Here is a 23,299-nt window from a genome sequence, read left to right as displayed (position 1 = left end):
CCCGCGGGCCCCGCGGCCCCCCCCCCCGCCGGCCCCCCCCGTGCCCCCGGGGCATCGCCGCGCGATCACGAATCCGGCGTCGCGTACGTGCGCAGGTCCACCGCACGGGACAGGCCCAGGCCGTACGCGCTCGCGCCGCGGCCGTACACCCCGAGGTAGACGCCCGCGCTCTCGCCCGCGAGCACCCAGCCGTAGGCCGACTCCCGATAGCGGAACCGCGCGGGCACCCCGTCCACCGGGATGGCCAGGTCGGTCCACCCGGATCCGGCCAGGTTGTCGGACAGGTCCCACGCGATGTTGGTCTGCTGATCCAGCCACTCCGCCCGGGTGGTCCGGTCCAGCTGCCACGGCCAACTCTCCGCGAGCAAGGCCACCCCTGCGAGTGACGCCGCGCTCGCCTTGGAGGTGGCCTCCATCTGTCCCGTACCATCCCCGGCCGGCCGCTTGGGTCGCCGCGGGACGGTCACCACGGACACGAACCGGCGCGGTGTCGGATCACCGGGTCGCCGGCTCGGCAGGTCGCCGTGGCCGAGCGTGCCGTACTCGATCGCGGGCCTGCCCTTGCACACCGACGACAACCAACGCCGCCCGTTCCAGCCCTCGTCCAAGCCGTACCAGGCGAAGTCCGCGCCCAGGTATGCCGCCAGCAGGTCGGGCTTGCCGGTTTCTTCGGCGGGCAACGCCTCGCCCGCGTGGCTGATCGTGTCCATACTCCGCCTCAGGTCCTCTCGCGCGGCGCGACGGCGCCGACGGCTGCCTCGGAATGCCATGTCCGGCGCCCACCTTTCCCGGCTGCTTCCGGGTGGACCGTCCGTGCGGTACATGTATCCGCCGAGTCACCAACCACACACTGCCCGTGTACTACGGGCTCCATAGTGCCCGAATGCGCACGCGGCCCCGCATCGTGAACGGCTGCCGGCCGGCGGGCATCGGCGGCGTCCGGAGCGGCCCTCGAACTCGCGTGGGAAAGGACCCTCGACGCCGCCGGCGGCTCAGGTCGCGTCGGCGTCGTACGGCGGGCGCTCGCCGGGCTCGACCCGGGGGCCGGCGGCCTTCTTCTGCAGCGACGGCGGGCTGTACGAGGTGTCCGGCACGTCCGGGTCGTACGGGCTGCCACTGGCCAGGCCCTTGATCTCCTCGAAGTCCTTGCCGAGCGAGTCGCGCAGTTCGCGGATGCCCAGGTCGTCGTCGCCGTCACCCATCAGGTTCTTGCGGACGAACGTCTTGGGGTTGAGGTCCTCCAGGTGCATGTTCTGGAACTCCGGACCGAGTTCCTTCTTCAGATCCGCCCGGGCCCCGGAGGAGAACTCGCGAAACTTGCGAATGGTGCGGGCCACGTCGCCGATCATCTTCGGCAGCTTCTCCGGGCCGAAGATCACGATCGCGAGAATGACGAGCGCGACCATCTCGGGTGCACCGACGTCGAACACCTGAACTCCACGAGATTGCGCCGAGGGGGTTCGATCGGGCGACCGAACCCCCTCAGAGTAGTCGTCGACACCCGAAGCGGAAGGCCGCGGCCGGCATCGAACGCCTCGATGGTGCCTATCGCCGGAAGATGTGACCGTCCGGACATGTGCACGTCATGTCCGGGTCATCCGGCTTCGAGGGTCATGTCGACCGTGCGCTCGGTCCCGTCCCGTTCGATGGTCAACTTGACCACCGCACCGGGCGCCTTGGAACGGATCGCCACGATCAACTCGTTGGCGTCGTGCACCTTGCGACCGTCGATCGCCTTGATCACGTCGCCGGGCTTGAGCCCGGCCCGCTCGGCAGGTCCCCCGGCCCGGATCGGCGGCGTGCCCTTGACGTCGGAAGGCGCGATCCGCGCGCCGTCGCCCTGGAAGGCGATGTCCAACGAGACGCCGATCACCGGGTGCGACGCCTTGCCGGTCTCGATCAGCTGCTGCGCGACGCGGCGCGCCTGGTTGATCGGGATGGCGAAGCCGAGGCCGATGCTGCCCGCCTCCTGCTGCGCCCCGAACGGATTGCCCTGCCCGCCACCGCCGGCCGAGCGGATCGCCGAGTTGATCCCGATCACCGAGCCCGCCGCGTCGATCAGCGGTCCACCGGAGTTGCCGGGGTTGATCGGCGCGTCGGTCTGCAACGCGCTGATGTAGGAAACGTCGCTGCCCGAACCACCCGCGCTCACGGCCCGGTCCTTGGCGCTGATGATCCCGGAGGTGACGGTGCCCTCCAGGTTGAACGGCGCACCGATGGCGATCACCGGGTCGCCGACCTGGACGCTGTCGGAGTTGCCCAGCGGCAGCGGGTGCAACCCCTGCACGCCCGACACCCGGATCACCGCGAGGTCGTAGCCGGTGTCCCGGCCGACCAGGGTCGCCGAGGTCTGCTGGCCGTCGTTGAAGGTCACCGTGATCGTGCCGCCGGACGCGGCCGACTCGACCACGTGGTTGTTGGTCAGGATGTCGCCGGCGGTGTCCAGCACGAAGCCGGTGCCGGTGGCCTCGCCGCGGCCGGTCTTGGCGTGGATGTACACCACGCCGGGCAGCGTGCTGCCCGCGAGCCCGGCGATGGTGTCCTTGCCTCGGGCCGGGCCGGTGGGCGGCGGGTCGCCGAGTCGGACCTTGGTGTCCTGCCGGTCGGCGACCCAGGCTCCGATGCCGCCGCCGATCAAGCCGGCCACCAGCGCGATGGCCGCGGCCCACACCACCAGTCGGCGGCCGTAGCGCCTGCCGAGGTCCTCGGTGGGCCCGCCGGCGCCGGTCATGTCTCCCGGTACCGGATACCCGTACGGCACGGCCTGATAGGGCGCGTAGGCCGCCTGCGGGGCATACGAGGGGTACGGCCCGTACGGCCCGTAGCCGGGTTGCCCCGCGCCGGGGTGCGTGTTGTAGGCGCCGGCCCCGCCCGGCCACGGCTGCTGCGGCGGCGGCCCTGCGGGCGGGGGCGGCTGCGCGGGCGGCGCGAAGGGGTCGTACGCGGGATCATCCGCGCTGGGGAGTTCGGCGGTGCCGTGCACCACCGGCACCTCGGCGGTGACCGCTTCCCGCACATCCGGGACCGGGGGCCCGAACGCGGCCGGCTCACCGGCCGGATCGGCCGGCGCGGGCTCGGCGGCGTGCTCGACCTCGGTGTTCCGGGCACCGGCGTCCTCGCCCGCCGCGTAGGGCGCCGGGCGGTCGGCGTCGGCCAACGACGGCCGGGCCGGGAACGCGGCGGGTTCGTCCTCGGGGCCGGGCTCGGCCGGACGCTCGGACGGTACCTCGGTCGATGCTCCGACCGGTGTCTCGACCGGCGACGGGGGCCCGGCCTCCACGGCCGACCCCGCCCCGGCCCGTTCGGCGGATCGGCCCGGCTCGGGCTCGTCCTCCCGCCGGGCACCCGCCGTCGAGGGCGGTGCTCCGGACGGGAAGGCCGCTGGCTCCGCGTCGTGATCCGGTCCCGGCCCGGCCGGCGCGTCGTCGCCTCGCGGCGGCTCCGCTCCCCCGCGGCCGTATGCGTCGCTCATCGTGTGCCTTCCTACCGCTCCCGGTGTGCCGGGCACCTGCTGCTCCCCCGACACGGCCACAGTCTTGCGCGTGCCGGTCGGTGCCGTCCCGGCGGCAGTGGATACCCGCCCCGCCGCGCCGCACGCGCGGCCGGCCGAAAGTGCCCCGCACGCGGCCCCGCACACCCGGGCCGACCGACGGTGAACCGTTCCGCCGATCTCGCGGCGGCCGGGCCGGCCTTCCCGCGCCGACCCACCGGCCGGCGCGAGCACAGTCCGGGCCCAGGCCCTAGTGCCGGGCGTCCTCCGACGGGACCGGCACCGTCAGCGGCCTCCCGGCCAGCACCAACGCGGGGCGTCGGGGTGCCGAGCCCGCGGGCAGTGCGGTCGTGGTGGCGGCCTGCTCCACGAGATAGCGCTCGACGGCCGGCGCCGCGGGGCGTCCCTCGGTGCCACCGCTCGTCCCACCCGGCACGAACGCGCTGCTCAGCGCGACGGCCATCATCGAGAACGCGCCCGCGGCGGCGAACGTCAGCCGACGCCGGCTCACCGGCGGGCGGACCCGCTCGGGCATGTTGCCGGGCCGGCCGGCCCGCGGACCGGTCGAGCGCGAGCGCGCACGTGCCGAGACCGCCGGTCGCCCGGCGGTCGGAAAGGTGAAGCGGTCCCCCGACGCGGGCGGCGCCGGCGGCTCCTGGGCGGAGTCGCCCAGGGCCAACAGCCGTGCCATCAGGTCATCCGACGGACCGGGCTGCCGCACCTTGCCGAGCAGTTGTTTCACCTGGCGCTGCTCCTCCGCCTCCACGCGACAGTCCGCGCATTCGGCAAGGTGCGCCAGCACCTTCTCGCGGGCCTCATGGCCCAGCTCGCCGTCCACATAGGCAGCCAGCTTGTCGTCGAGGTGGCTCATGTCCCCACCTCGCATGCCCTACGTCGGGTCGCGGCGCGCCCCACCCGTGTGGCACTCACTATCCCCCTGCCCAAGCGGTCGCCGGGCTCACTGGTCACGGTCCCTCATCTCCGCACCGTGGTCCGGACCTCCGCAGCCGTCTCCTGGCCTGCCTTGTTCCGGGGAGCACGATGCCGCAGCGCCGCACGGAGCTGGGACCGGCCGCGGTGAATGCGGCTGCGCACGGTCCCGAGTTTCACTCCGAGCGTGGTGGCGATCTCCTCGTACGACAGGCCCTCGATGTCACACAGCACGACCGCGGCGCGGAACTCCGGGGCGAGGGCATCCAGCGCCTGCTGGACGTCCGCGTCCAGGTGGGCGTCGTCGTATGCCTGCGCGGGTGAGAGCTCACGACCGGCGAGGCGTTCGCCCGCGTCGTCGCCCAGACCCTCGAAGCGGATGCGCTGACGGCGCCGAACCATGTCGAGGAAAAGGTTCGTGGTGATGCGGTGCAGCCAACCCTCGAACGTGCCGGGCGTGTAGCTCGACAACGATCGGAACACTCGGACGAACACCTCTTGGGTGATGTCGTCCGCGTCGTGCGGGTTGCCGCTGAGGCGGTAGGCGAGCCGATAGACCCGAGCGGAGTGGGTGCGGACGATGTCCTCCCACGACGGCGGGACCCATTCGGCCTGGGCTGGGCTGCTGGTTGCGTTTGCGGCTTCGGCCACGTGATCCGGCATCGGCGACGCGTCGCGGGTACAGGATTGTTCCCCGCGGTGGTCGACCACTGCCACACCTCCTCTTCCGAGTAGCGCAACCACCATAAGCGCCCTGACTGTTAAGCCCGGATAAGGGCGCCGAGCCCGGATCCGACCCACCTGCGGTGCCGCGAGACCACGAGCCTCGTGTTCACCTGTCTTCCGAGGGGGTCAACGAACCGCGCCCGGACGGGGTTCCCCGATTTCGGCCCGGCGCCCGACGGCGGGTCGGCTCCGGCGCTCGGGCGCACTCGCGCGGCGCTCCCCGGCCGGGCGGGTGACCCCTCGGTAATACGCTTGAGCTCAGGTGGCCGACTCGTCGAGACGCGTACGGGCGGCCGGGACAGAGGAGGAAGCCATTTCCGGCAATCGCCAGGCGAGCTGGGCGTTCGCGGAAGAGTACGTCGGCGAGGACGCCGTCCTCGCGGGCGCCCGCGCCCGCGCCCGGGAAGTCGGCGTGGTCCCGATAGGTCCGGGCGGCGGCGCCACACTGCGCTTCCTCGCGGCCGCCGTGGAGGCCAAGGCGGTCGCCGAGATCGGGACCGGGACCGGGGTCTCCGGCCTCTACCTGTTGCGCGGCATGCGCCCCGACGGCGTGCTCACCACGGTCGACGCCGACCCGGAGAACCAGCGCCTGGCGAAGGAGACCTTCACCGAGGCCGGCTTCCCCAGCGGCCGCGCCCGCTTCATCCCGGGCCGCGCCCTGGAGGTGCTGCCACGGCTCGCCGACGGCGGCTACGACCTGGTGTTCTGCGACGGCGACAGGCTGGAGTACGTGGACTATCTGGCCGAGGCGCTGCGCCTGCTGCGGCCCGGTGGCGTGGTGTGCTTCGACAACGCGCTCCTGCACGACCGGGTGGCCGATCCGGCGCATCGGGACGCGGAGACCGCGGCCGTGCGCGACGTGCTGCGGGTGATCCGCGAGCACGAGTCGCTCGTGCCGGCCCTGCTCCCGGTCGGCGACGGCCTGCTGTGCGCGGCCCGCCGGGGCTGATCACCACCGGTCGCCACCGTCGCGCGCCGTCGCCGGGAGCGCCCGGACATGCCGACGGCCCCGATCCGGGCATGAGTATCCATGTCCGGATCGGGGCCGTCGCATCACGACTTTCGTCGAGGGCGTCGCCCCTGGGGGTCAGCCCACGGCGTTCTTCAGCGCCTCGCTCAGGGCACCGGCCTCATCGGCCGACAGCTCGACTACGAGCCGTCCACCGCCCTCAAGCGGAACGCGCATGACGATGCCCCGCCCTTCCTTGGTCACCTCGAGCGGGCCGTCGCCCGTCCGCGGCTTCATGGCCGCCATGCTCGTTCCCCTTCCTGCATATCGACGCACCGGTGCTCAAACCGGCCACCGGTCTTCGAGAGCATTGATCAGGGACCATTATCCCGCATCGAACGGTGGGGTGAGCAACATCGGGTCCCGTCGGCCTCGCGAACCCCGTCCGTACGGCGACGGAATGAGGTGGTCCGTCCCGGCTCGGTACCGACTCGGGAATGACCTGACGGTCCATCAGGGCCGGGCGGGGGCACGGCGCGGCGGTCCGGCATGCTGTGCACATCCCACCTGCGGTGATGTACGTGATGCGGAGGCAGGCCATGGCCGACAAGACCGAGAATGTGCTCTACGAACTCGCCGACGGAGTCGCGACCGTCACGCTGAACCGTCCCGACGCGATGAACTCGTTGGACGAGCCGACCAAGATCGCGTTGCGCGACGCGGTGCTCCGCGCGGCCGAGGACGCCGACGTGCGAGCGGTGCTGCTGACCGGCAGCGGTCGGGCGTTTTGTGCCGGTCAGGATCTCAAGGCGCACATTCGGCAGCTGGAAACCGGCCCGGAGGCCACCTTCGCGACCGTGCGCGAGCACTACAACCCGCTGGTGACCGCGCTCGCCACGATGGCCAAGCCGGTGATCGCCGCGGTCAACGGCGTCGCGGCGGGGGCCGGCGCGGCGATCGCGTGGGCCTGCGACTTCCGGATCATGGCGGACACGGCCGGCTTCAACACCGCGTTCGCGGGGGTCGCGCTGACCGCCGACTCCGGCGCGTCCTGGACGCTACCGCGCCTGGTCGGTCAGGCCCGCGCGGTCGAGCTGCTGATGCTGCCGCGCACGGTCAAGGCGGCCGAGGCGCTCGAATTGGGCCTGGCCAACCAGGTGGTTTCGGCCGATCGGGTCCTCGACACGGCCCGCGAACTGGCCCGCCGGCTCGCCGAGGGGCCGACCGTGGCGCTGGCCGCGCTCAAGGAGTCGGTGGCCTACGGCGCATCCCACTCGCTGATCGACACCCTGGCCAAGGAGGAGGAGCTGCAACTGCGAGCGGGCGGCTCCGAGGACCACCGGATCGCGGTCGCGGCGTTCGTCGCCAAGGAGAAGCCGACCTTCGTCGGCCGCTGAGCCCGGGCTCGGCGCACCGCCGCGCGAGGTCGATCCCGCGGCGGTGCCCGATGCTCAGCGAGACGCGCAGCCCGCGAGGTGGTCGTTGACCAACCCGCATGCCTGCATCAGCGCGTATGCCGTGGTCGGGCCGACGAACCGGAAACCCCTGCGCTTGAGTTCCTTGGCCAGCGCGGTGGACTCGTCGGTGACCGCCGGTACGTCCGACAGGGCCGCGGGAGCCTTCCGGCGCCCGGAGGGTGCGAACGACCATACGAGCGCGTCCAGACCGCCCTGGAGGGCCTGCGCCGCGTGTGCGTTGGCTATCGCGGCGTCGATCTTGGCCCGATTGCGGATGATGCCCTCGTCGGCGAGCAGCCGAATCCGGTCCGCGTCGTCGAAGCGCGCCACCCGGGCGATCGAGAAGTCGGCGAAGGCCGCCCGGAAGCCGGCCCGTCGGCGCAGGATGGTCAGCCAGGACAATCCGGACTGGAACGCCTCCAGGCACAGGCGTTCGTACAGCGGGTCCTCGCCGTGTACGGGGACGCCCCACTCGGTGTCGTGGTAGGTCCGGTAGTCGTCCGGTCCGGTCGCGCCCCACGGGCAGCGCAGCAGTCCATCCGGTCCCGCGACCGGTCCGCCGATGACGGTCACGGCTTCGGGTCGCCCTTCGACTCGGCGGTCGGCGTGGCGTCGTCGCCGGCCGAGGCTTCCGCGGCGTCGGTCGGCTCACCAGTCGGCTCACCAGTCGACTCGGCGGTCGACTCGGCGGTCGACTCGGCGGCGACCGGGGCGTCGGCCTCGCCCGTGACCGACTCGCGCACGTCGTCCGTACCCGCGTCCGCGCTCGCAGCGATGCTCGCGGGCCGGGTCTCGTCCGGGTCGGCCGCGGTCGACGCGGCCCGGTCCGGCTTCTCCAGGGACAGCGTGGTGCCCGTGGCGCGCGGCGGCGGGGCGAACCGGCCGGCGCCGAGCGCGCTCGCACCCGCGGCGGCGGCGCCCGGGACGGACACGGTGAGTCCGGCCGGGGTGGTGCCGCTGATCTTGTACTCGAGCTCCAGGATGCGCGCGTCGCGCGCCGCGAGTTCGCCGGTGAGCCGGTCCAGGACCACGTCGACCTCGCTCATCCGGTAGCCGCGAAAGACCACCGGGAAGCGGAGGTCGTCGACATCCGCGCTCGTGAGCGGGCGGTCGCCGGGCATCCGCAGCTCGGGCTGTTCGCGGTGGGCGTCGGGAAGGGAGCCACCCGCCCCGAGCACGACCGCGGCGATCACGAGGATCACCCCGGTCACCACGACAAGCTGGATCCAGAACACGGACGGCTCCCCTTCGACGGTGGTGCAGGTGCTGGGACGGGTGTCCGCTCCGAGCCGCTTCGGGAAGCCCCCGGGTCGTCACACGGGACGATCGTGCCACGATCAGGGGGTCAGGTGGCACGTGCGGGGTGTGGGCGGAGGTCGACGGGGTGACGACGCTGAGGCTGGGGCGACAGGAGTTCGGTGGCGACGAGTTGGTGATCATGGCGATCATCAACCGGACACCGGACTCGTTTTTCGACAAGGGTGCGACTTTCGACGATCGGCCGGCCCTGGACGCGGTCGAACGCGCGGTCGCCGAGGGCGCGGGGATCGTGGACATCGGGGGTGTCAAGGCCGGTCCGGGGGCCGAGGTGGACGTCGCGGAGGAGATCCGCCGCACGGCGTCGTTCGTGGCCGAGGTCCGTCGCCGCCACCCCGACGTGGTGATCAGCGTCGACACCTGGCGGCACGAGGTGGCCGAGGCGGTCTGCGAGGCGGGCGCGGACCTGATGAACGACGCGTGGGGCGGGGTGGACCCCATGCTCGCCGAGGTGGCCGCCAAGTACGACGTGGGCATCGTGTGCACGCACGCCGGACGCGCGCAGCCGCGCACCCGGCCGCACCGGATCGGCTACGTGGACGTGATGGCCGACATCCTGGACGTCACGGTCGGACTGGCCGAGCGCGCCGCGCGGCTGGGGGTGCGCCGGGACGCGATCCTGATCGACCCCGGGCACGACTTCGGCAAGAACACCCGACACTCGCTGGAGGCGACCCGCCGACTCGGCGAGATGGTGGACACCGGCTGGCCGGTCCTGGTGTCGCTGTCCAACAAGGACTTCGTCGGCGAGACGCTGGACAAGCCGGTGAACGAGCGCCTGCTCGGCACGCTCGCCACCACCGCGGTCAGCGCGTGGCTGGGTGCCCGGGTGTACCGCGCGCACCAGGTGGAGGAGACCCGTCAGGTGCTGGACATGGTGTCCTCGATCCACGGCACCCGACAGCCCGCGGTGGCCCGGCGCGCCCTGGCCTGACCGGCCCGCGGGGCCGCCGCGCGGCCCCCTGAGAACGTCTTTCGGCGCCCGCGCCCACCGAGGAGGTGGGCGCGGGCGCCGAAGAGTGGCTCCGACCGCAGCCGGCGGATCAGCTGATCAGCAACGCTTCCAGGGGCCCTGGATCGCGTACATCGTGCCCGGGGTCTGCACGTTCGCGAACAGCGTGCGGCCGTCCTCGGAGAAGACCGGGCCGGTCAGCTCGCTGCCGCCGGGGACGTCGTTGCGGGCGATCGGGTAGGTCTTGCCGTCCTCGGTCGCGCCGAGCAGGTGCTGCACACCCTCGCCGTCCTCGGCGATGATCACGCCGCCGTGCGGCGAGACGCTGATGTTGTCCGGGCCGTCGTAGGGACCGTCCACGTCCGGCGTGGCGTTGACGCCGAAGCGCAGCTTCAGGGTCAGCCGGGCCCGACGCGGGTCGTAGAACCAGATCTGGCCGTCGTGCGGCGTGCCCGGGCTCTCCTTGCGGGCGAAGCTGGTGACGACGTACGCGCCGCCGTCGCCCCACCAGATGCCCTCGATCTTGCGACCGCGGGTGATGTCGGTGTTCTGGAACTGCTTGCGGATGGATACCGTGCGGGCGTCGCGCTCCTGCACCGTCACCCAGTTCACCGCGTAGGTGGTGCCGATCTCGGTCGCGCGGGAGAGGTCGTCCACGTGCGTGCCGCTCGCGTCCACGCAACGCATCGCCGCGAGGGTGCCCGCGTCGTCGGCCAGCTTGCGCAGTCGGCCGCGGCCGCCGTCCCAGTGGCGCGGGGGCTCCCAGCGGTAGAACAGCCCGTTCGGGTTGCTCGCGTCCTCGGTCAGGTACAGGTGACCGCGACGCGGGTCGACCGCGACCGCCTCGTGGGCGAACCGGCCGAGCGCCTTGATCGGCTTCGGGTCGCGGTTGGCACGGCGGTCGTAGGGGTCGACCTCGAACACGTAGCCGTGGTCCTTGGTCGCGCTGCCCTGACCGGCCAGCTGCTCGGTCTCCTCACAGGTCAGCCAGGTGTCCCACGGGGTCACCCCGCCCGCGCAGTTGGTCGCGGTGCCGGCCACGCCGACGTACTCGCGGATGCGCCTGCCGTAACGGTTCACCTCGACCACCGTGCAGCCGCCGGCGAGACCCTCGTCGTAGACCAGACCCGCCAGGTGCGGGACCGGGAGCGGGGTGTCCTTGAGCGAACCGCCGAGCTCGTGGTTGTTGACCAGGACGGTGCCGCCGCCGCGCAGCTTGAAGGCGCCGGTGCCGTCGTGGTTGCTGGGGGTCACCTCGCCCGACTCCAGCTTGGTGACACCGGCCTCGGTGACGATCTGGTACGAGAAACCCTTGGGCAGCGCCAAGCGCCCGGCGGGGTCGTTGATCAGCGCACCGTAGCCGGGCTGGGCCGGCGGCCGGCCGTTCCCGTTGTGCCGGGACGAGGCCGAGGCGTTCGGGGCCAGCAGCATGCCGGTGCTGCCGATGAGGGCGACACCGGCACCGGTGGTGGCGGTGCGACCGAGGAAGCCCCTGCGGGACAGCGACATCTGGTTTCTCCAGTGACAGGCAGAAAATCGGGACGCCCCTACGCTTTCGCCCGTCGATGTCCCCCAAGTGAACGCGACGGGGCGCCCGAATGCCCGTCAGGTGGCAATTGCTCCGCCACCGGCGCGGCGTTCCGCCGCGGCCTTGTCCGCGCGGGACTCGGCCTCGATCTTGGAGCACTCCAGGTCGGCGTCGCGGATGATGCGCACGGCCTCGTCCACGTCGTCGGTGATCCGGATCAGGTCCAGGTCGGCCGGCGACGCCTTGCCCTGGGCGATCACCACGTCACGAACCCAGTCGATCAGGCCGGTCCAGTAGTCGCGGCCGATCAGCACCACGGGGAAGTGGGTGACCTTGCCGGTCTGGACCAGGGTCAGCGCCTCGAACAACTCGTCCAGCGTGCCGATCCCGCCGGGCAGCACGATGAAGCCCTGCGCGTACTTGACGAACATCGTCTTGCGCGCGAAGAAGTACCTGAAGGTGATGCCCCGGTCCACGTACGGGTTGAGCCCGGACTCGAACGGGAGCTTGATGCCCACGCCCACGGACTGCCCGCCCGCGTCCCGGGCGCCCTTGTTCGCCGCCTCCATCGCGCCCGGGCCGCCGCCGGTGATCACCGCGTAACCGGCCTCGGCCAGCGCCCGGCCGACCCGCTCGCCGATCCGGTACTCGGGCGACCCCGGTTTGGTCCGGGCGGATCCGAACACGCTCACCGCCCGGCCGAGGTCGGCGAGCATGCCGAACCCGTCCACGAACTCGGTCTGGATCCGCAGCACGCGCCACGCCTCGGTACCGAGGTGCCCCATGCCGGGATGCTGTTCCTCGACCTCACTGGGCGAGGCGAACTCGGGTGGCTCCTCCGGAGCGAATCGCGCATCCATCCGGCCACCCTGTCACGCCGGGGGCAACGGGTGATCGGATTTACCGGGAACCACCGCGAACGGTGCGCCGGCTCGTTACCGAAGCCAGTGCAGGAGCCGCTCCTCGCTGTCCCCGATCAGTGCGATCTCCACGTGCTCGTCCCGCTTGTGCGCGAGGTTGGGGTCGCCGGGCCCGTAGTTGACCGCGGGGATGCCCATCGCGGAGAACCGCGCCACGTCGGTCCAGCCGAATTTGGCCCGCGGCGGGGTCCCGATCGCCGCCACGAACGCCGCTGCGGCGGGTCGGTCCAGACCGGGCAGCGCGCCCGCGGCCGCATCGGTGAGCACCACGTCGAAACCGGCGAACACCTCCCGCACGTGCTCGAACGCCTGCTCGACACTGCGGTTGGGCGCGAACCGGAAGTTGACCGTCACCGTGCACGCGTCGGGGATCACGTTGCCCGCCACGCCGCCCTCGATCCCGACCGCGCTGAGCCCCTCGCGATACTCGAGCCCGTCGATCACCACCCTGGCCGCCTCGTAGCCCTGCAACCGGGTCAGGATCGGCGCCGCGGCGTGGATCGCGTTGTCGCCCAACCACGAGCGGGCCGAGTGTGCTCGGGTACCGAGCGTGGTGATCCGCACCCGCAGCGTGCCCTGGCACCCGCCCTCGACCGCGCCGCCGGTCGGCTCCATCAGCACCGCGAAGTCGGCGACGAGCCACTCCGGACGAGTGTTCGCCAGCCGCAGCAGCCCGTTGCGGGACGCCTCGATCTCCTCGCAGTCGTAGAACACGTAGGTGACGTCGCGATTGGGCTCGACCAAGTGTGCGGCGAGACGCAGTTGTACCGCGACGCCGCTCTTCATGTCCGACGTGCCGCAGCCGTACATCAGCGGACCCTCGATCCGGGACGGCAGGTTGTCCGCGATCGGGACGGTGTCCAGGTGACCCGCGATCAGGATGCGTTCGGACCGCCCGAGGTCGGTGCGCGCGACCACCGAATCGCCGTCCCGGTGGACGGTCAGGTGCGGATGGGCGCGCAGCGCCTCCTCCACCGCGTCGGCGAGCACACGCTCGCCGCCACTGACGGACGGGATGTCGACGAGCTGCGCGGTGAGCGACGCCGCGTCCTGGGACAGATCAAGCCTCACGGTCATGCCGGCAGCCTATCCCTGTCCCGGGACGCGATATCTGACGATGCATCAGGTAATTCGGGCCTCGCCGGTCCGGTCACCCGTGCTACCGCTCATCCGTTCTTGAGGCGCTCCACGCCGGCCGCCACCCGCTCGTCGGTCGCGGTGAACGCGATCCGTACGTGCCGGTTGCCCAGCGGGCCGTAGAAGTCGCCCGGCGCGACCAGGATGCCGCGCTCGGCGAACCACGCCACGGTGTCCCAGCAGTCCTCGTCGCGCGTGGTCCACAGGTACAGGCTCGCCTGGGAGTGCTCGATCCGGAAGCCGGCCGACTCCAGCGCACCGCGCAGCGCCGCGCGCCGGGCCGCATAGCGGGCCTTTTGCACCGCGACGTGTTCGTCGTCGGCGAAGGCGACGGTCATCGCCGCCTGCACCGGACCCGGCACGATGTGCCCCGCGTGCTTGCGCACCGCGAGCAGTTCGCGGATCACCGCGAGGTCGCCGGTGACGAAGCCCGCACGGTAGCCGGCCAGGTTGCTGCGCTTGGACAGCGAGTGCAGGGCCAACAGCCCCTCGTGCGAGCCACCGCACACGTCCGGGTGCAGCACCGAGACCGCCCGGGCGTCCCAGCACAGCTCGATGTAGCACTCGTCGGACACCACCAGGATGTCGTGCGCGCGAGCCCACTCGACCACCGCGCGCAGTTCCTCGACCGAGCGCACCGCGCCGTGCGGGTTGCCCGGCGAGTTCAACCAGATCATCCGCACGCCGGCGGGATCCGGCAGGGTGCCGTCCACCACCGCGAGCGGCGTGGCTCCGGCCAGCCGCGCACCCACGTCGTAGGTGGGGTAGGCAAGTGCCGGGTGCGCGACCGTGTCGCCCGGGCCGAGCCCGAGCTGATGGGGCAGCGCCGCGACCAGTTCCTTGGTGCCGATCACCGGCAGCACCGCGTCCGGGTTCGCGCCGGATATCCCGAGTCGGCGAACCAGCCACGCGGCGATCGACTCGCGCAGTTCGGGCCTGCCGTACACGGTCGGGTACCCGGGCGAGTCGGCGGCCGCGCTCAGCGCGTCCCGGATCAGCTCCGGGGTGGGGTCGACGGGCGTGCCCACCGAAAGATCGACCACGCCGCCCGGGTGGGCCCGCGCCCGCGCACCGAACGGTTCGAGGCGGTCCCACGGGAAGACGGGGAGCAGATCGGTGACGCGACGCGCCCGCCGACCCCGCGCGGCTGCGGGGTCGGTAGGCGTTTCCGCACCGTTGTGCGAAGCGGTCACGTCGCTCTACTCGCCGGTCGCCTGCGGCGGCAGCGCGGCGATGAGCGGGTGGTCCTTGGCGATCAGGCCCATCTTCGAGGCGCCGCCCGGCGAACCGAGGTCGTCGAAGAACTCCACATTCGCCTTGTAGTAGTCCTTCCACTGCTCCGGGGTGTCGTCCTCGTAGAAGATTGCCTCGACCGGGCAGACGGGCTCGCAGGCTCCACAGTCGACGCACTCGTCGGGGTGGATGTACAGCGCACGCTCACCCTCGTAGATGCAGTCGACGGGGCACTCCTCGATGCATGCCTTGTCCTTCAGGTCGACGCAGGGCTGCGCGATGACGTAGGTCACGTCGGGTTCCTCCTCATGCGGGCGGTACAGGGTGCGCGGGAGCGCGGCAACGTCGGTGCCCACAACTAGTATCGCGGTGGGCCGGGGCCTACTCCTAGCAGGTGGCCCTTACCTGTGGGCCGGGAACACGTCAGCAGACGTGGGCGGACGAGGTCAGCACGGATCGGGGAAGCCGGACAGGTGAAGAGGATCACACCACGGGATGTGGGCAGACGCGTGTCGGTGCGCCGCGAGCTGCCGCCCGAGGACTCCGGAGCGACCTACACGGACGTCGTGGGGGACCTCGTGGACTGGCGCGACGGTGTGCTGACAATCACCCGCAAGGACGGCAGCATCGCCCGGGTGGCCGAAGCGAGCATCGTGGCCGCCAAGGTGGTCCCACCGCCCGTGCAGCGGCTCACCCCGGCCCGATTGCAGGACGTGGCCAGCCGGTCCTGGCCCGCGCCGGAGGTCGCCACGTTCGGCGAATGGCTGCTGCGCGCGGCCGAGGGGTTCACCCGACGGGCCAACTCGGTGCTGGTCCTGGGCGAGCCCGGCGTCCCGTTCCAGGAGGCACTCGATCGAGTGAATCGCTGGTATGAGAAACGCCGATTGCCGACCCTGTTCCAGGTCGCGCACGACGACCCGTTCGACCGCTTCCTCGACGCGGCCGGATGGCTCGGGGAGGGCGATGCCCTGATGCGCACCGGGCGACTGGTGCGCGCGGCGGACGTGCTGCACGACGTGGACGCGAGTGCGGTCCGGGTGCAGGACACCCTCACCGACGCGTGGCTCTCCCTCTACCACCACGTCGCGGGCCGCCCGGGCGGCGGCGCCGAGCGGCACGTGCTCCAGGGCCCGCCGGGCACCCTGTTCGCGACCGTGAGCGATCCGGTCTCGGGTGCGCCGATCGCGATCGGACGCGTGTGCGTGCTCGGTCGGTACGCGGGCTTCGCCGCCCTGGAGGTCGACCCGGCGCATCGCAGGCAGGGCCACGCCCGGGCGATCGTCCGGGCGCTGACCGATCGGGCGCTGGCGAGCGGCGCGGTCACCGGGTGGCTCCAGGTGGAATCGGACAACCGGCCGGCCCGCGAGCTCTACGACGCGCTCGGCTTCACCGACCACCACGGTTACCACTACCGCCGATCGCCGGTCGCACGCCCGTGAGCGTCCCCGGGAACCCACGCGACCGGTTCGCCTCGGTGGTCCGGGCGGACGAGGTGGATCTGGCCGAGGCCGCACTGCTGATGGGCGTCGAGGTCGATCCGACCTTCGACCCGGCCGCCGGCACCGCCGAGCTGGACCGACTCGCGGCGGCCGTGCGGGCCGAGGCGGGTCCCGAGTACGACCCGGCGCGGGCCGCAGCGGCGCTCGCGCTCGTGCTCGGCGGTCGGGCCCGCTTCTTCGGGCAGCAGTCGGACTACGCCGATCTGCGCTCGTCGCTGCTGCACGAGGTGCTGCGCCGGCGACGCGGACTGCCGATCCTGTTGTCGGTGGTGTGGATCGAGGTGGGCCGACGGGCCGGGCTGCCGGTGTACGGCGTCGCGTTGCCAGGACATTTCGTGGTCGGGATCGGCGATCCGGACGGCGCGTTCGAGCTGGCCGACCCGTTCCACGGCGGGGTGCCGCTGTCGGTGTCGCGGGCCCGCAGGCTGGCCGCGGAGGCGGGCGACCAGGCGGGCGATCCGGCGCTTTTGCAGCCGGCCCGACCGACCGCGATCCTGCTCCGGGTGCTCAACAACATCCGCGCGTGGGCCGCCCAGCCCGAGCGCGGCATCGAGGGCGCCTGGACCCGGCTGTGGGCGGTCGAGCTGTCCCTGCTGCTGCCGCGCCATCCGGCGGCGCTGCGCCACGAGCGCGGCTCGCTGCTCGCCAAGACCGGCCAGTTCGCGGCCGGGGCCCGGCAGTTGGAGGAGTACGCCGAACTCGTCGAGCGAATCGACCCGAAGGTCGCCGAGGGTGTGCTGGCCGAGGCCAAGGCCGCCCGGGCACGGCTGAACTGAGCCCCGGCAGCGGGCCCGGGTGCGGCGGACAACCGCGCTCTCGACCGGCTTCGACGCCGGGACTCAGCCGCTCAGGATGCGCAGGAACGCGTCGGCGTCCTGGGCGATCCCGCTGCATGTGGGGTCGGCGCCCGCCTCGGCGTCGGAGCCGTCGGGGCACGGCCGGTCCCGCGCGGCGGACCACCACGCGACCCGGCCCAGGTGCACCGTCCGGGCAAACTCGGCGAACCTGCGCGCGTCCTCGAGTGTGAACACCTCACCCGCGACGTCGTTGCGGCCGATCATCACCGTCACCGACACCCGCCGCCAGGCCTGCTCCTCGGACAGGTGCGGCCACACCTCACGGATCTGCCCCTGCACGGCATGTGCGGCGTCGCTCGCGAACTGGCCCATCCGGCCCTGCGGTCGCGGGGCCACCGCGGCGCCGTAGTTCAGCGCCTTGACGTTGACGTAGGAGACCTCGACCCGCTGCGCGACGGCGTCCCGCAGCAGCGCCTTGGCCTCGTCGCCCAGCCCCTGGAGCGGGTCCACCGGCAGCGAGTACCCGATGTCCACGGCCCGGCCGGCTGCCCGGGCGCCCTCCTGGAGCAGGTACAGCGCCGCGTTGCGCCGCTGGACCACGTCGGGGCGCACCAGCGAGCGGCCCTCGATGTCCAGGTCCATCCCGGTCGCCCCGGTCGCGGTCAGGACCTGCCGGTAGGCGGACGCCAGTTCCTCGGGCGTGCCGCAGGACGCGGCGAGATCGGTGCCGCCGGCGCCGCCGAAGGCGACCCGGATCGTCCCACCGGCATCACGCAGCAAGGCGATCCGGCCGGTGGTCACCGGGTCGTCGAGTCGGGTCACCCCGCCCCACATCGGCCGGCAGCCGCCACCGTCCACGACGTAGGCCAGCGTGCGCTCGCGCACCTCGCCGACCGAGCCCGCCCGGGTGGGGTCGAGCGCACCGGCGAGCGTCATGTCCAGGTAGGGCGCGATGTGTTCGACCGCGCCCGAGCGCGGCGCGGCACCGCCGCCGGTTCCGCTCGCGTTCGGGGTCGGCGACGTGGTCGTGGAGGCGCCTGCCCGGCCGGTGCCGGTGCCGGTGGGGGTGGGCGCGGGCGTGGCGGTGTGCCGTTCGGTGCCGTCGCGCGGGCCGATCGGCGGGATCGGCCCGGCCGTGGCCGAGCGGTCGCCGGACGCGGTCGGGACGGACACGTTGCACGGCCTGTCGTTGATCGTGCACGCGATCGGGCCGTCGGAGCGGGCCGGTTCGTTCGCGGTCGCCACGCCGGCGCCGTCCCGGCGCACCTCGAAGCCGACCACGATGCTCTCGCCCGGGCGCAGCGCCTTGTTCCAATTCTCGTTGCGCACCGTGTACTTGCCCGTGGCCGGTGCCAGGCGGCCGTTCCATACGTTGGCGATCCGGGTGCCCCCCGGCAGGTCGAAGCGCAGCGTCCAGCCCTTGACCGTGTCGGAGCCCAGGTTGCGCAGGACGTACTGACCGCTGTACCCGGTGGGCCACGAACCGGTGCGGACGTAGTCGGCGCTGAGCACGTGGTCGCGCCCGGGCGAGTCCCCGGACAGGGCCACGACCAGCGCGGCGGGCAGCGCGGCGAGCGCGGCACTGGCGGCGGCCCAGCGGATCCGCTCTCGGCGCGGACGACCGGCACCCGGCTCGGGACCGCTTGCCCGGTGCGACCCCATGCCCATTTCCTCCGACATCCTCTCCGGCGGCACTCCGGCCGCCGGGCACGAGGACTCTACCGGCCTTCGGGTCCGTGTCCCATCGACCCGTTCGGGCGACCGAGACGAAAGATCCTTTGTCTCGACAGGAGAGATTCGGGTATCGAACCCCGGCTACGAGCCGTGGATCACGGCATGGTGTGGCATGCCCACGGACCGGGTGTGCAGGCTGCGCCCGACTTCGCTTCGTCCCGCTCACCCTCGGGATCGGGCGGGATCGGGCGGGTTCGGGGTCCCGGGCGTCGCGGTGCGGGCCGCCGCTCACAACCAGCCGTTCTCGTGCGCGATGCGCACCGCGTCCGCCCGATTGCGGGCGTGCGTCTTGCCGATGCACGAGGACAGGTGGTTGCGCACGGTGCCCTCGGACAGGTGCAGCCGCGAGGCGATCTCGGACACCGTCGAGCCGTCGGCCGCCGCACGCAGCACGTCGCGCTCGCGCTCGGTCAGCGGATCGGCGCCCACCGAGAGCGCGGTCGCCGCGAGCGTGGGGTCGATCACCCGCTCACCGCGCAGCACCCGCCGGACGGCGTCGGCCAGTTGGGCCGCCGGCGCGTCCTTGACCAGGAACGCGTCCGCGCCCAGCTCCATCGCCCGGCGCAGATAGCCGGGCCGGCCGAACGTGGTCAGCATGACGATCCGGCACCCGGGTACGGCCCGGCGCAGCTCGGCGGCGGCGGCGAGGCCGTCCTGGCCGGGCATCTCGATGTCCAGCAGTGCCACGTCGGCGCCACTGGTGCGAACCGCCTGAAGCACCTCGTCTCCGCGCGCGACCTGGGCGACGACACGAATGTCCTCCTCCAGGCCGAGCAACGCGGCCAGCGCCTCGCGCACCATGGCCTGGTCCTCGGCGAGCAGCACGTTGATCACGGCCCGAACGTTAGCGGTTCACCCCGGGATCGATCTGCCCCACGTCGCCCTTACCGGGAAGCACCGGGACCGAAGCGGTCAATCTGAACCCGCGGCCCTCGTCGGGAACACCCACCCGAAGGTCGCCGCCGGCCAGCGCGAACCGCTCACGCAGCCCGCTCAGCCCGTTTCCCTCGCAGCGTGCCGCACCGCGCCCGTCGTCCGCGATGTCCAGGCTCCACACCAGCCCCGTGCCCAGCGTGACCGTGCAGCGCCGCGCGCCGCTGTGCCGCATCGTGTTCGTGACCGCCTCGCGCAGCGCCCACGCGAGCACCGCCTCGGCTTCCGGGTCGGGGCACACCGGCCACTGTTCGGGCAGCAGGGCCAGTTCGATGCCCACCGCCCGGGCCGCGATCCGGGCGCCCGCCAGCTCGACCGCGAAGGTCGGGCGTCGATAGCCGCCGACCGCCTCGCGCACGTCCACGAGCGCCTGCCGACTGACCCGCTCGATGTCCGCGACCTGTTCCGCCGCGCGCTCGACGTGCCCGGGCAGGAATCGGCCGGCGAGTTCGCTCTTGAGCGTGATCAGCGACAACGAGTGGCCGAGCACGTCGTGCAGGTCGCGGGCCATCCGCAGGCGCTCCTCGTTCGCGGAGAGCTGGGCCACGATCTCCCGGGCCTCGCGCAACTCGACCAGCGTCTCCATGAGTCGGCGCATCCCGATCATCAGGCCGCCGGTGAGCACCGTGACGAACGCGAGCACCAGGATGTCGTTCCCGGCCGCGTCCAGCAGCGTGCCCAGGGCCAGCCCGGTCAGCACGCAGCCCAGGATCGCCCACATCGACTGCGGGAAGCGCAGCCCGGCGCCCAGCGACACCGACACGTAGACCATCAGACCCAGCCACTCGTCGTCGAAGGCCAGGATCAGCCCGACCGAGGTCGCCCACAACAGCAGGCAGGTCAGTTGCAGGGTGCGATCGGTGTCCAGCACCCGGCGCAGTGCGCTCTGCACCCGGCCGAGCAGGCCGAACCAGCCGATCCCGCCGAACACCAGCGAGACGTAGCAGACCACCACCACCAGCAGCCCGAACGAGCCGAGCACCAGCCGCGCCGGGCCGTAGCCCCCGGTCGCCAGGTCGTGCACGACCGGGGTGAGGAAGAACAGCCACAACAACGACCACGACATCCGGATCGCCCGCCCTCGCGCGCTGTCCTGCCGCGTCGGGTCCGACCAGTTCATGCCGTGTGCTCCTCCGTGGACGAGATCCCGGGCCGCGCGATCCCGCTCAGGCCGCGACCTTTTGCTCGTCGCGACGGTAGCGCCACGCCGCCAACGCGGTGAACGCGACCAGATACAGCGCCAGGATCGCGATGTCCGACATCCGGGGATGCCGGCCGGCCAGCACCTCCCAACCGAGTTCGCCGAACCGGTAGGTCGGCATCACATGCCCGATGTCCTGGAGGAGTTGCGGAAACCCGGTCAACGGGACCCACATCCCACCGAGCACCGCCATGCCCAGGTAGACCAGCATGAACACCGGCTGGGCGGAGTCGGGCGCGACCAGATAGCCCAGCCCGATCCCCAGCACCGCGAAGACGAACGAGCCGAACCACAGCGCGATCACGAGCACGCCCCACTGCCACGGATCCAGCCGCACGCCACGCAGGAAACCGGTGAACAGCACCAGCACGATCGCGGGCAGGCTGACCACCGCCGCCGACGCGAGCTTGGAGATCACGTACTGCCGCCCGGTCAGCGTGGTCAGCCGCAGCTGGCGGGTCCAGCCGCTCTGCCGCTCCGCCGCGATCCGCTGCACACCCGCGCTGAGCGTCGCACCGACCGCGCCGAAGGAGGCCATCGACACCATGATGTAGGCGGCGACGTCGGTGCCGTCGACATCACCCGACTGGCTGCCGAAGATCAGGTACATCGCGACCGGGTAGGCGAGCGTGAAGATCAGGTACCGGCGGTTGCGCAGCATCCGCAGGATCTCCAGCCTCATCAGGGTCCTCATGACGCGATCTCCATGCCTTCCGCCTCGTCCGCCTGCTGGGTGATCGCCAGGAACGCCTGCTCCAGGCCGAGTCCGGCCACTTCCAGGCCGCGCGGCCGAAGGCCTGCGGCGTAGATCGCGGCGACCGTCTCGTCGGCGTCGTCGCTGCGAATGCGCACGGTGTCGCCGCCGAGTTCGAGCTGCACGACGCCGGGCAGCGCGCGCAGGGTGGATTCGAGCCGCTCGACCGTCTCGGTCAGGTCGAAGGCGATCCGGCGCAGGCCCGCGCGAGCCTTGATCTGCGCGGCGCTCGCGTCGGCGAGCAGTTTGCCGCGGTGCAGCACGAGCACCCGGTCGGCGACGTTGTCCGCCTCTTCCAGGTAGTGCGTCGCGAACAGCACGGTGCGGCCCAACTCGGCCTGCTCGCGCATGCTCCCCCAGAACCGCTGCCGGCTGTCCACATCCATGCCGGTGGTGGGTTCGTCCAGGACGATCAGGTCCACCTCGCCCGCGATGGCGACCGCGAAGCGCACCCGCTGGGCCTGCCCACCGGAGAGCTTGGCGACGTTCTTGCCGACCAGATCCTCGATGCCTGCCCGACGCAGCACCTCCGCCTGCGGCAACGGGCGCGGGTGCAGGTCGCGGGCCAGCTCGACCATCTCGCCGACGGTCACGTCCGGCATCAGGCCGCCGCTCTGCAACATCGCGCCGACCCGGCCCAGCCGGATCGCGTCGCGCGGGTCGCCGCCGAACAACGCGACGGTGCCCTCGGTGGGCCGGGTCAGGCCCAGCAGCAGGTCCAATGCGGTGGACTTGCCGGCACCGTTGGGGCCCAGCAGTGCGACCGTCTCGCCCTGGTGCAGTTGCAGATCGAGCCCGTCCACGGCGCGCAGATCGCCGAAGCTCTTGCGCACACCGCTGAGCGCGACGGCCGGCGCGGTCGTCTGTTTTCCAGCCGTGATCGTCATGGATCCAGGGTGGCGGCGGGCGCCAACACGGTGAAGTGGGAAACCTCCTGATCGCGCCATGACAGATGTCATGGCGCCTACCGTGGGCGCATGGTGCGACTGACCGACTCCCAGACCGGCAAGTCCGAGCCCGTGACCACCTCGATCGGCAGACGGGTGCGCGTCGCGTATCCGAGCCGCTCGTTGCGCGCGGCGATCCTCGCCGACACCTTCCGCCGCGTCGCGGGCCGACACCGGCTGACCGTGACGATCCATCAGCTGCCGTACCGCGCCCAGGTCCAGGACGCGGCGGGCCACGGACGGTACAACATGCCGGTGCCCACCACCGGGCAGCCGGACGGCGCGATCGACCTGTACATCGGCGAGAGCGGCGATCAGGGCCCGAAGGCCCGGGTGCACGTGTTGCATCCGGCGGCGCAGATCGAGGCGGCGCCGCGGTGCCCGATCCCGCACCCTGAGGACCCGCTCACGCTGCGCCTGCTCCTGCTCTCGCTGGCCGCGGACGAGCCGCTGCGCGCGGACCCGAAGGGCTTTCACGGCGCTGCCGAGGCCGAGCGCACGCTCGTCGAGCTGCGCGCCCGGACGGCACAGTGCGCCGAGTCCCCGTCCCGGGCGCTGCCGAGCGAGACGGTGGAGCCGATCCACGCCGCGCTCGACGACGGCCTGGACACCCGCACCGCGCTTCGGCTCGTGGTCGAGCTGGCCCGCGACCAGGGACTGGCGCCCGGCGCCCGGTTCGAGGCGCTGGCCTACCTGGACCGCTTCCTGGCCCTGGACCTGTCCCGCGACGTGGGCCGTCCCACGGACTGACCCGGCCCGGCCGCGAACGCACGACGCCGGACGGGCGAGGCGCCC

24 protein-coding genes are annotated in these 23,299 nt (G+C 72.3%); 6 read left to right on the top strand and 18 right to left on the bottom strand.

Going from position 1 to position 23,299, the window contains the following annotated elements:
* Positions 1-65 precede the first annotated feature (65 nt).
* The 5 genes from ABZS54_RS15590 to sigE all read right to left on the bottom strand — a co-directional run bounded on the left by ABZS54_RS15590 (position 66) and on the right by sigE (position 5,083).
* Positions 66-710 carry a hypothetical protein gene (locus ABZS54_RS15590; protein WP_355535060.1) on the bottom strand — a complete coding sequence of 215 codons (645 nt, stop codon included), beginning with the start codon at positions 708-710 and terminating at the stop codon, positions 66-68.
* A gap of 282 nt (positions 711-992) precedes the next feature.
* On the bottom strand, positions 993-1,430 hold the full coding sequence (locus ABZS54_RS15585; protein ID WP_355535058.1) for a sec-independent translocase: 438 nt from the start codon (positions 1,428-1,430) through the stop codon (positions 993-995).
* A 164-nt stretch (positions 1,431-1,594) separates the two neighbouring features.
* Complete coding sequence (locus tag ABZS54_RS15580; protein ID WP_355535056.1) at positions 1,595-3,472, bottom strand: trypsin-like peptidase domain-containing protein; 1,878 nt, start codon at positions 3,470-3,472, stop codon at positions 1,595-1,597.
* A gap of 268 nt (positions 3,473-3,740) precedes the next feature.
* Entirely contained in the window at positions 3,741-4,361 is a 621-nt protein-coding gene (locus tag ABZS54_RS15575) for an anti-sigma factor (RefSeq protein ID WP_355535055.1), read from the bottom strand.
* A gap of 104 nt (positions 4,362-4,465) precedes the next feature.
* Positions 4,466-5,083 carry an RNA polymerase sigma factor SigE gene (gene sigE / locus ABZS54_RS15570; protein WP_355535070.1) on the bottom strand — a complete coding sequence of 206 codons (618 nt, stop codon included), beginning with the start codon at positions 5,081-5,083 and terminating at the stop codon, positions 4,466-4,468.
* A 325-nt stretch (positions 5,084-5,408) separates the two neighbouring features.
* Here sigE and ABZS54_RS15565 point away from each other — a divergent pair, with 325 nt between their 5' ends.
* Positions 5,409-6,095, top strand: a complete 687-nt coding sequence (locus ABZS54_RS15565) for an O-methyltransferase (protein ID WP_355535053.1) — start codon at positions 5,409-5,411, stop codon at positions 6,093-6,095.
* Positions 6,096-6,233: 138 nt separating this feature from the next.
* Here ABZS54_RS15565 and ABZS54_RS15560 read toward each other — a convergent pair whose 3' ends face one another.
* A complete protein-coding gene (locus ABZS54_RS15560; RefSeq protein WP_078976897.1) occupies positions 6,234-6,401 on the bottom strand; it encodes a DUF3117 domain-containing protein in 168 nt (55 codons plus the stop codon).
* A gap of 293 nt (positions 6,402-6,694) precedes the next feature.
* Between ABZS54_RS15560 and ABZS54_RS15555 the strand changes: the two genes are divergently transcribed.
* Complete coding sequence (locus ABZS54_RS15555; protein ID WP_355535051.1) at positions 6,695-7,492, top strand: enoyl-CoA hydratase-related protein; 798 nt, start codon at positions 6,695-6,697, stop codon at positions 7,490-7,492.
* A gap of 54 nt (positions 7,493-7,546) precedes the next feature.
* On the opposite strand, the gene ABZS54_RS15550 is transcribed toward ABZS54_RS15555, so the two are convergent.
* The gene (locus ABZS54_RS15550) at positions 7,547-8,125 is read right to left on the bottom strand and encodes a DNA-3-methyladenine glycosylase I (protein WP_355535049.1); all 579 of its coding nucleotides are present in this window, start codon (positions 8,123-8,125) and stop codon (positions 7,547-7,549) included.
* Entirely contained in the window at positions 8,122-8,787 is a 666-nt protein-coding gene (locus ABZS54_RS15545; RefSeq protein WP_355535047.1) for a DivIVA domain-containing protein, read from the bottom strand. Before ABZS54_RS15545 ends, ABZS54_RS15550 begins: the two co-directional genes overlap by 4 nt.
* A 203-nt stretch (positions 8,788-8,990) precedes the next feature.
* Here ABZS54_RS15545 and folP point away from each other — a divergent pair, with 203 nt between their 5' ends.
* Positions 8,991-9,803: a dihydropteroate synthase gene (gene folP / locus ABZS54_RS15540; protein WP_355535068.1), complete on the top strand. Its 813-nt coding sequence runs from the start codon at positions 8,991-8,993 to the stop codon at positions 9,801-9,803.
* A 117-nt stretch (positions 9,804-9,920) separates the two neighbouring features.
* On the opposite strand, the gene ABZS54_RS15535 is transcribed toward folP, so the two are convergent.
* From ABZS54_RS15535 to fdxA, 5 genes are all read right to left on the bottom strand, one after another.
* Positions 9,921-11,330, bottom strand: a complete 1,410-nt coding sequence (locus tag ABZS54_RS15535) for an alkaline phosphatase PhoX (protein WP_355535045.1) — start codon at positions 11,328-11,330, stop codon at positions 9,921-9,923.
* 96 nt (positions 11,331-11,426) lie between these two features.
* Positions 11,427-12,209, bottom strand: coding sequence for a TIGR00730 family Rossman fold protein (locus tag ABZS54_RS15530; RefSeq protein WP_355535043.1), 783 nt, complete (start codon positions 12,207-12,209; stop codon positions 11,427-11,429).
* A 75-nt stretch (positions 12,210-12,284) separates the two neighbouring features.
* Positions 12,285-13,346 (bottom strand): succinyl-diaminopimelate desuccinylase, encoded by a 1,062-nt coding sequence (gene dapE, locus ABZS54_RS15525; protein ID WP_355535042.1) that lies wholly within the window; start codon positions 13,344-13,346, stop codon positions 12,285-12,287.
* Between the two features lie 89 nt (positions 13,347-13,435).
* Positions 13,436-14,518 (bottom strand): succinyldiaminopimelate transaminase, encoded by a 1,083-nt coding sequence (gene dapC / locus ABZS54_RS15520; RefSeq protein ID WP_355535066.1) that lies wholly within the window; start codon positions 14,516-14,518, stop codon positions 13,436-13,438.
* An 87-nt stretch (positions 14,519-14,605) separates the two neighbouring features.
* Complete coding sequence (fdxA, locus tag ABZS54_RS15515; protein WP_020556628.1) at positions 14,606-14,932, bottom strand: ferredoxin; 327 nt, start codon at positions 14,930-14,932, stop codon at positions 14,606-14,608.
* Between the two features lie 204 nt (positions 14,933-15,136).
* Between fdxA and ABZS54_RS15510 the strand changes: the two genes are divergently transcribed.
* The gene (locus ABZS54_RS15510) at positions 15,137-16,078 is read left to right on the top strand and encodes a GNAT family N-acetyltransferase (protein WP_355535040.1); all 942 of its coding nucleotides are present in this window, start codon (positions 15,137-15,139) and stop codon (positions 16,076-16,078) included.
* Entirely contained in the window at positions 16,075-16,914 is an 840-nt protein-coding gene (locus ABZS54_RS15505) for a transglutaminase-like domain-containing protein (RefSeq protein WP_355535038.1), read from the top strand. Before ABZS54_RS15510 ends, ABZS54_RS15505 begins: the two co-directional genes overlap by 4 nt.
* Positions 16,915-16,977: 63 nt before the next feature.
* On the opposite strand, the gene ABZS54_RS15500 is transcribed toward ABZS54_RS15505, so the two are convergent.
* The 5 genes from ABZS54_RS15500 to ABZS54_RS15480 form a co-directional block, all read right to left on the bottom strand.
* Positions 16,978-18,597, bottom strand: coding sequence for a cellulose binding domain-containing protein (locus ABZS54_RS15500; protein ID WP_355535036.1), 1,620 nt, complete (start codon positions 18,595-18,597; stop codon positions 16,978-16,980).
* A 300-nt stretch (positions 18,598-18,897) separates the two neighbouring features.
* Entirely contained in the window at positions 18,898-19,503 is a 606-nt protein-coding gene (locus ABZS54_RS15495) for a response regulator transcription factor (protein WP_355535034.1), read from the bottom strand.
* 10 nt (positions 19,504-19,513) lie between these two features.
* A complete protein-coding gene (locus ABZS54_RS15490) occupies positions 19,514-20,722 on the bottom strand; it encodes a sensor histidine kinase (RefSeq protein WP_355535032.1) in 1,209 nt (402 codons plus the stop codon).
* Between the two features lie 46 nt (positions 20,723-20,768).
* Positions 20,769-21,497: an ABC transporter permease gene (locus ABZS54_RS15485; protein WP_355535030.1), complete on the bottom strand. Its 729-nt coding sequence runs from the start codon at positions 21,495-21,497 to the stop codon at positions 20,769-20,771.
* Entirely contained in the window at positions 21,494-22,444 is a 951-nt protein-coding gene (locus ABZS54_RS15480) for an ABC transporter ATP-binding protein (RefSeq protein ID WP_355535028.1), read from the bottom strand. Before ABZS54_RS15480 ends, ABZS54_RS15485 begins: the two co-directional genes overlap by 4 nt.
* 90 nt (positions 22,445-22,534) lie before the next feature.
* Here ABZS54_RS15480 and ABZS54_RS15475 point away from each other — a divergent pair, with 90 nt between their 5' ends.
* Entirely contained in the window at positions 22,535-23,254 is a 720-nt protein-coding gene (locus ABZS54_RS15475) for a hypothetical protein (protein WP_355535026.1), read from the top strand.
* Positions 23,255-23,299 lie beyond the last annotated feature (45 nt).

The sequence above is a fragment of the Embleya sp. NPDC005575 genome (assembly GCF_040605455.1).
Classification (GTDB): Bacteria; Actinomycetota; Actinomycetes; order Streptomycetales; family Streptomycetaceae; genus Embleya.
This window is presented reverse-complemented; position numbering and strand designations above follow the sequence as displayed.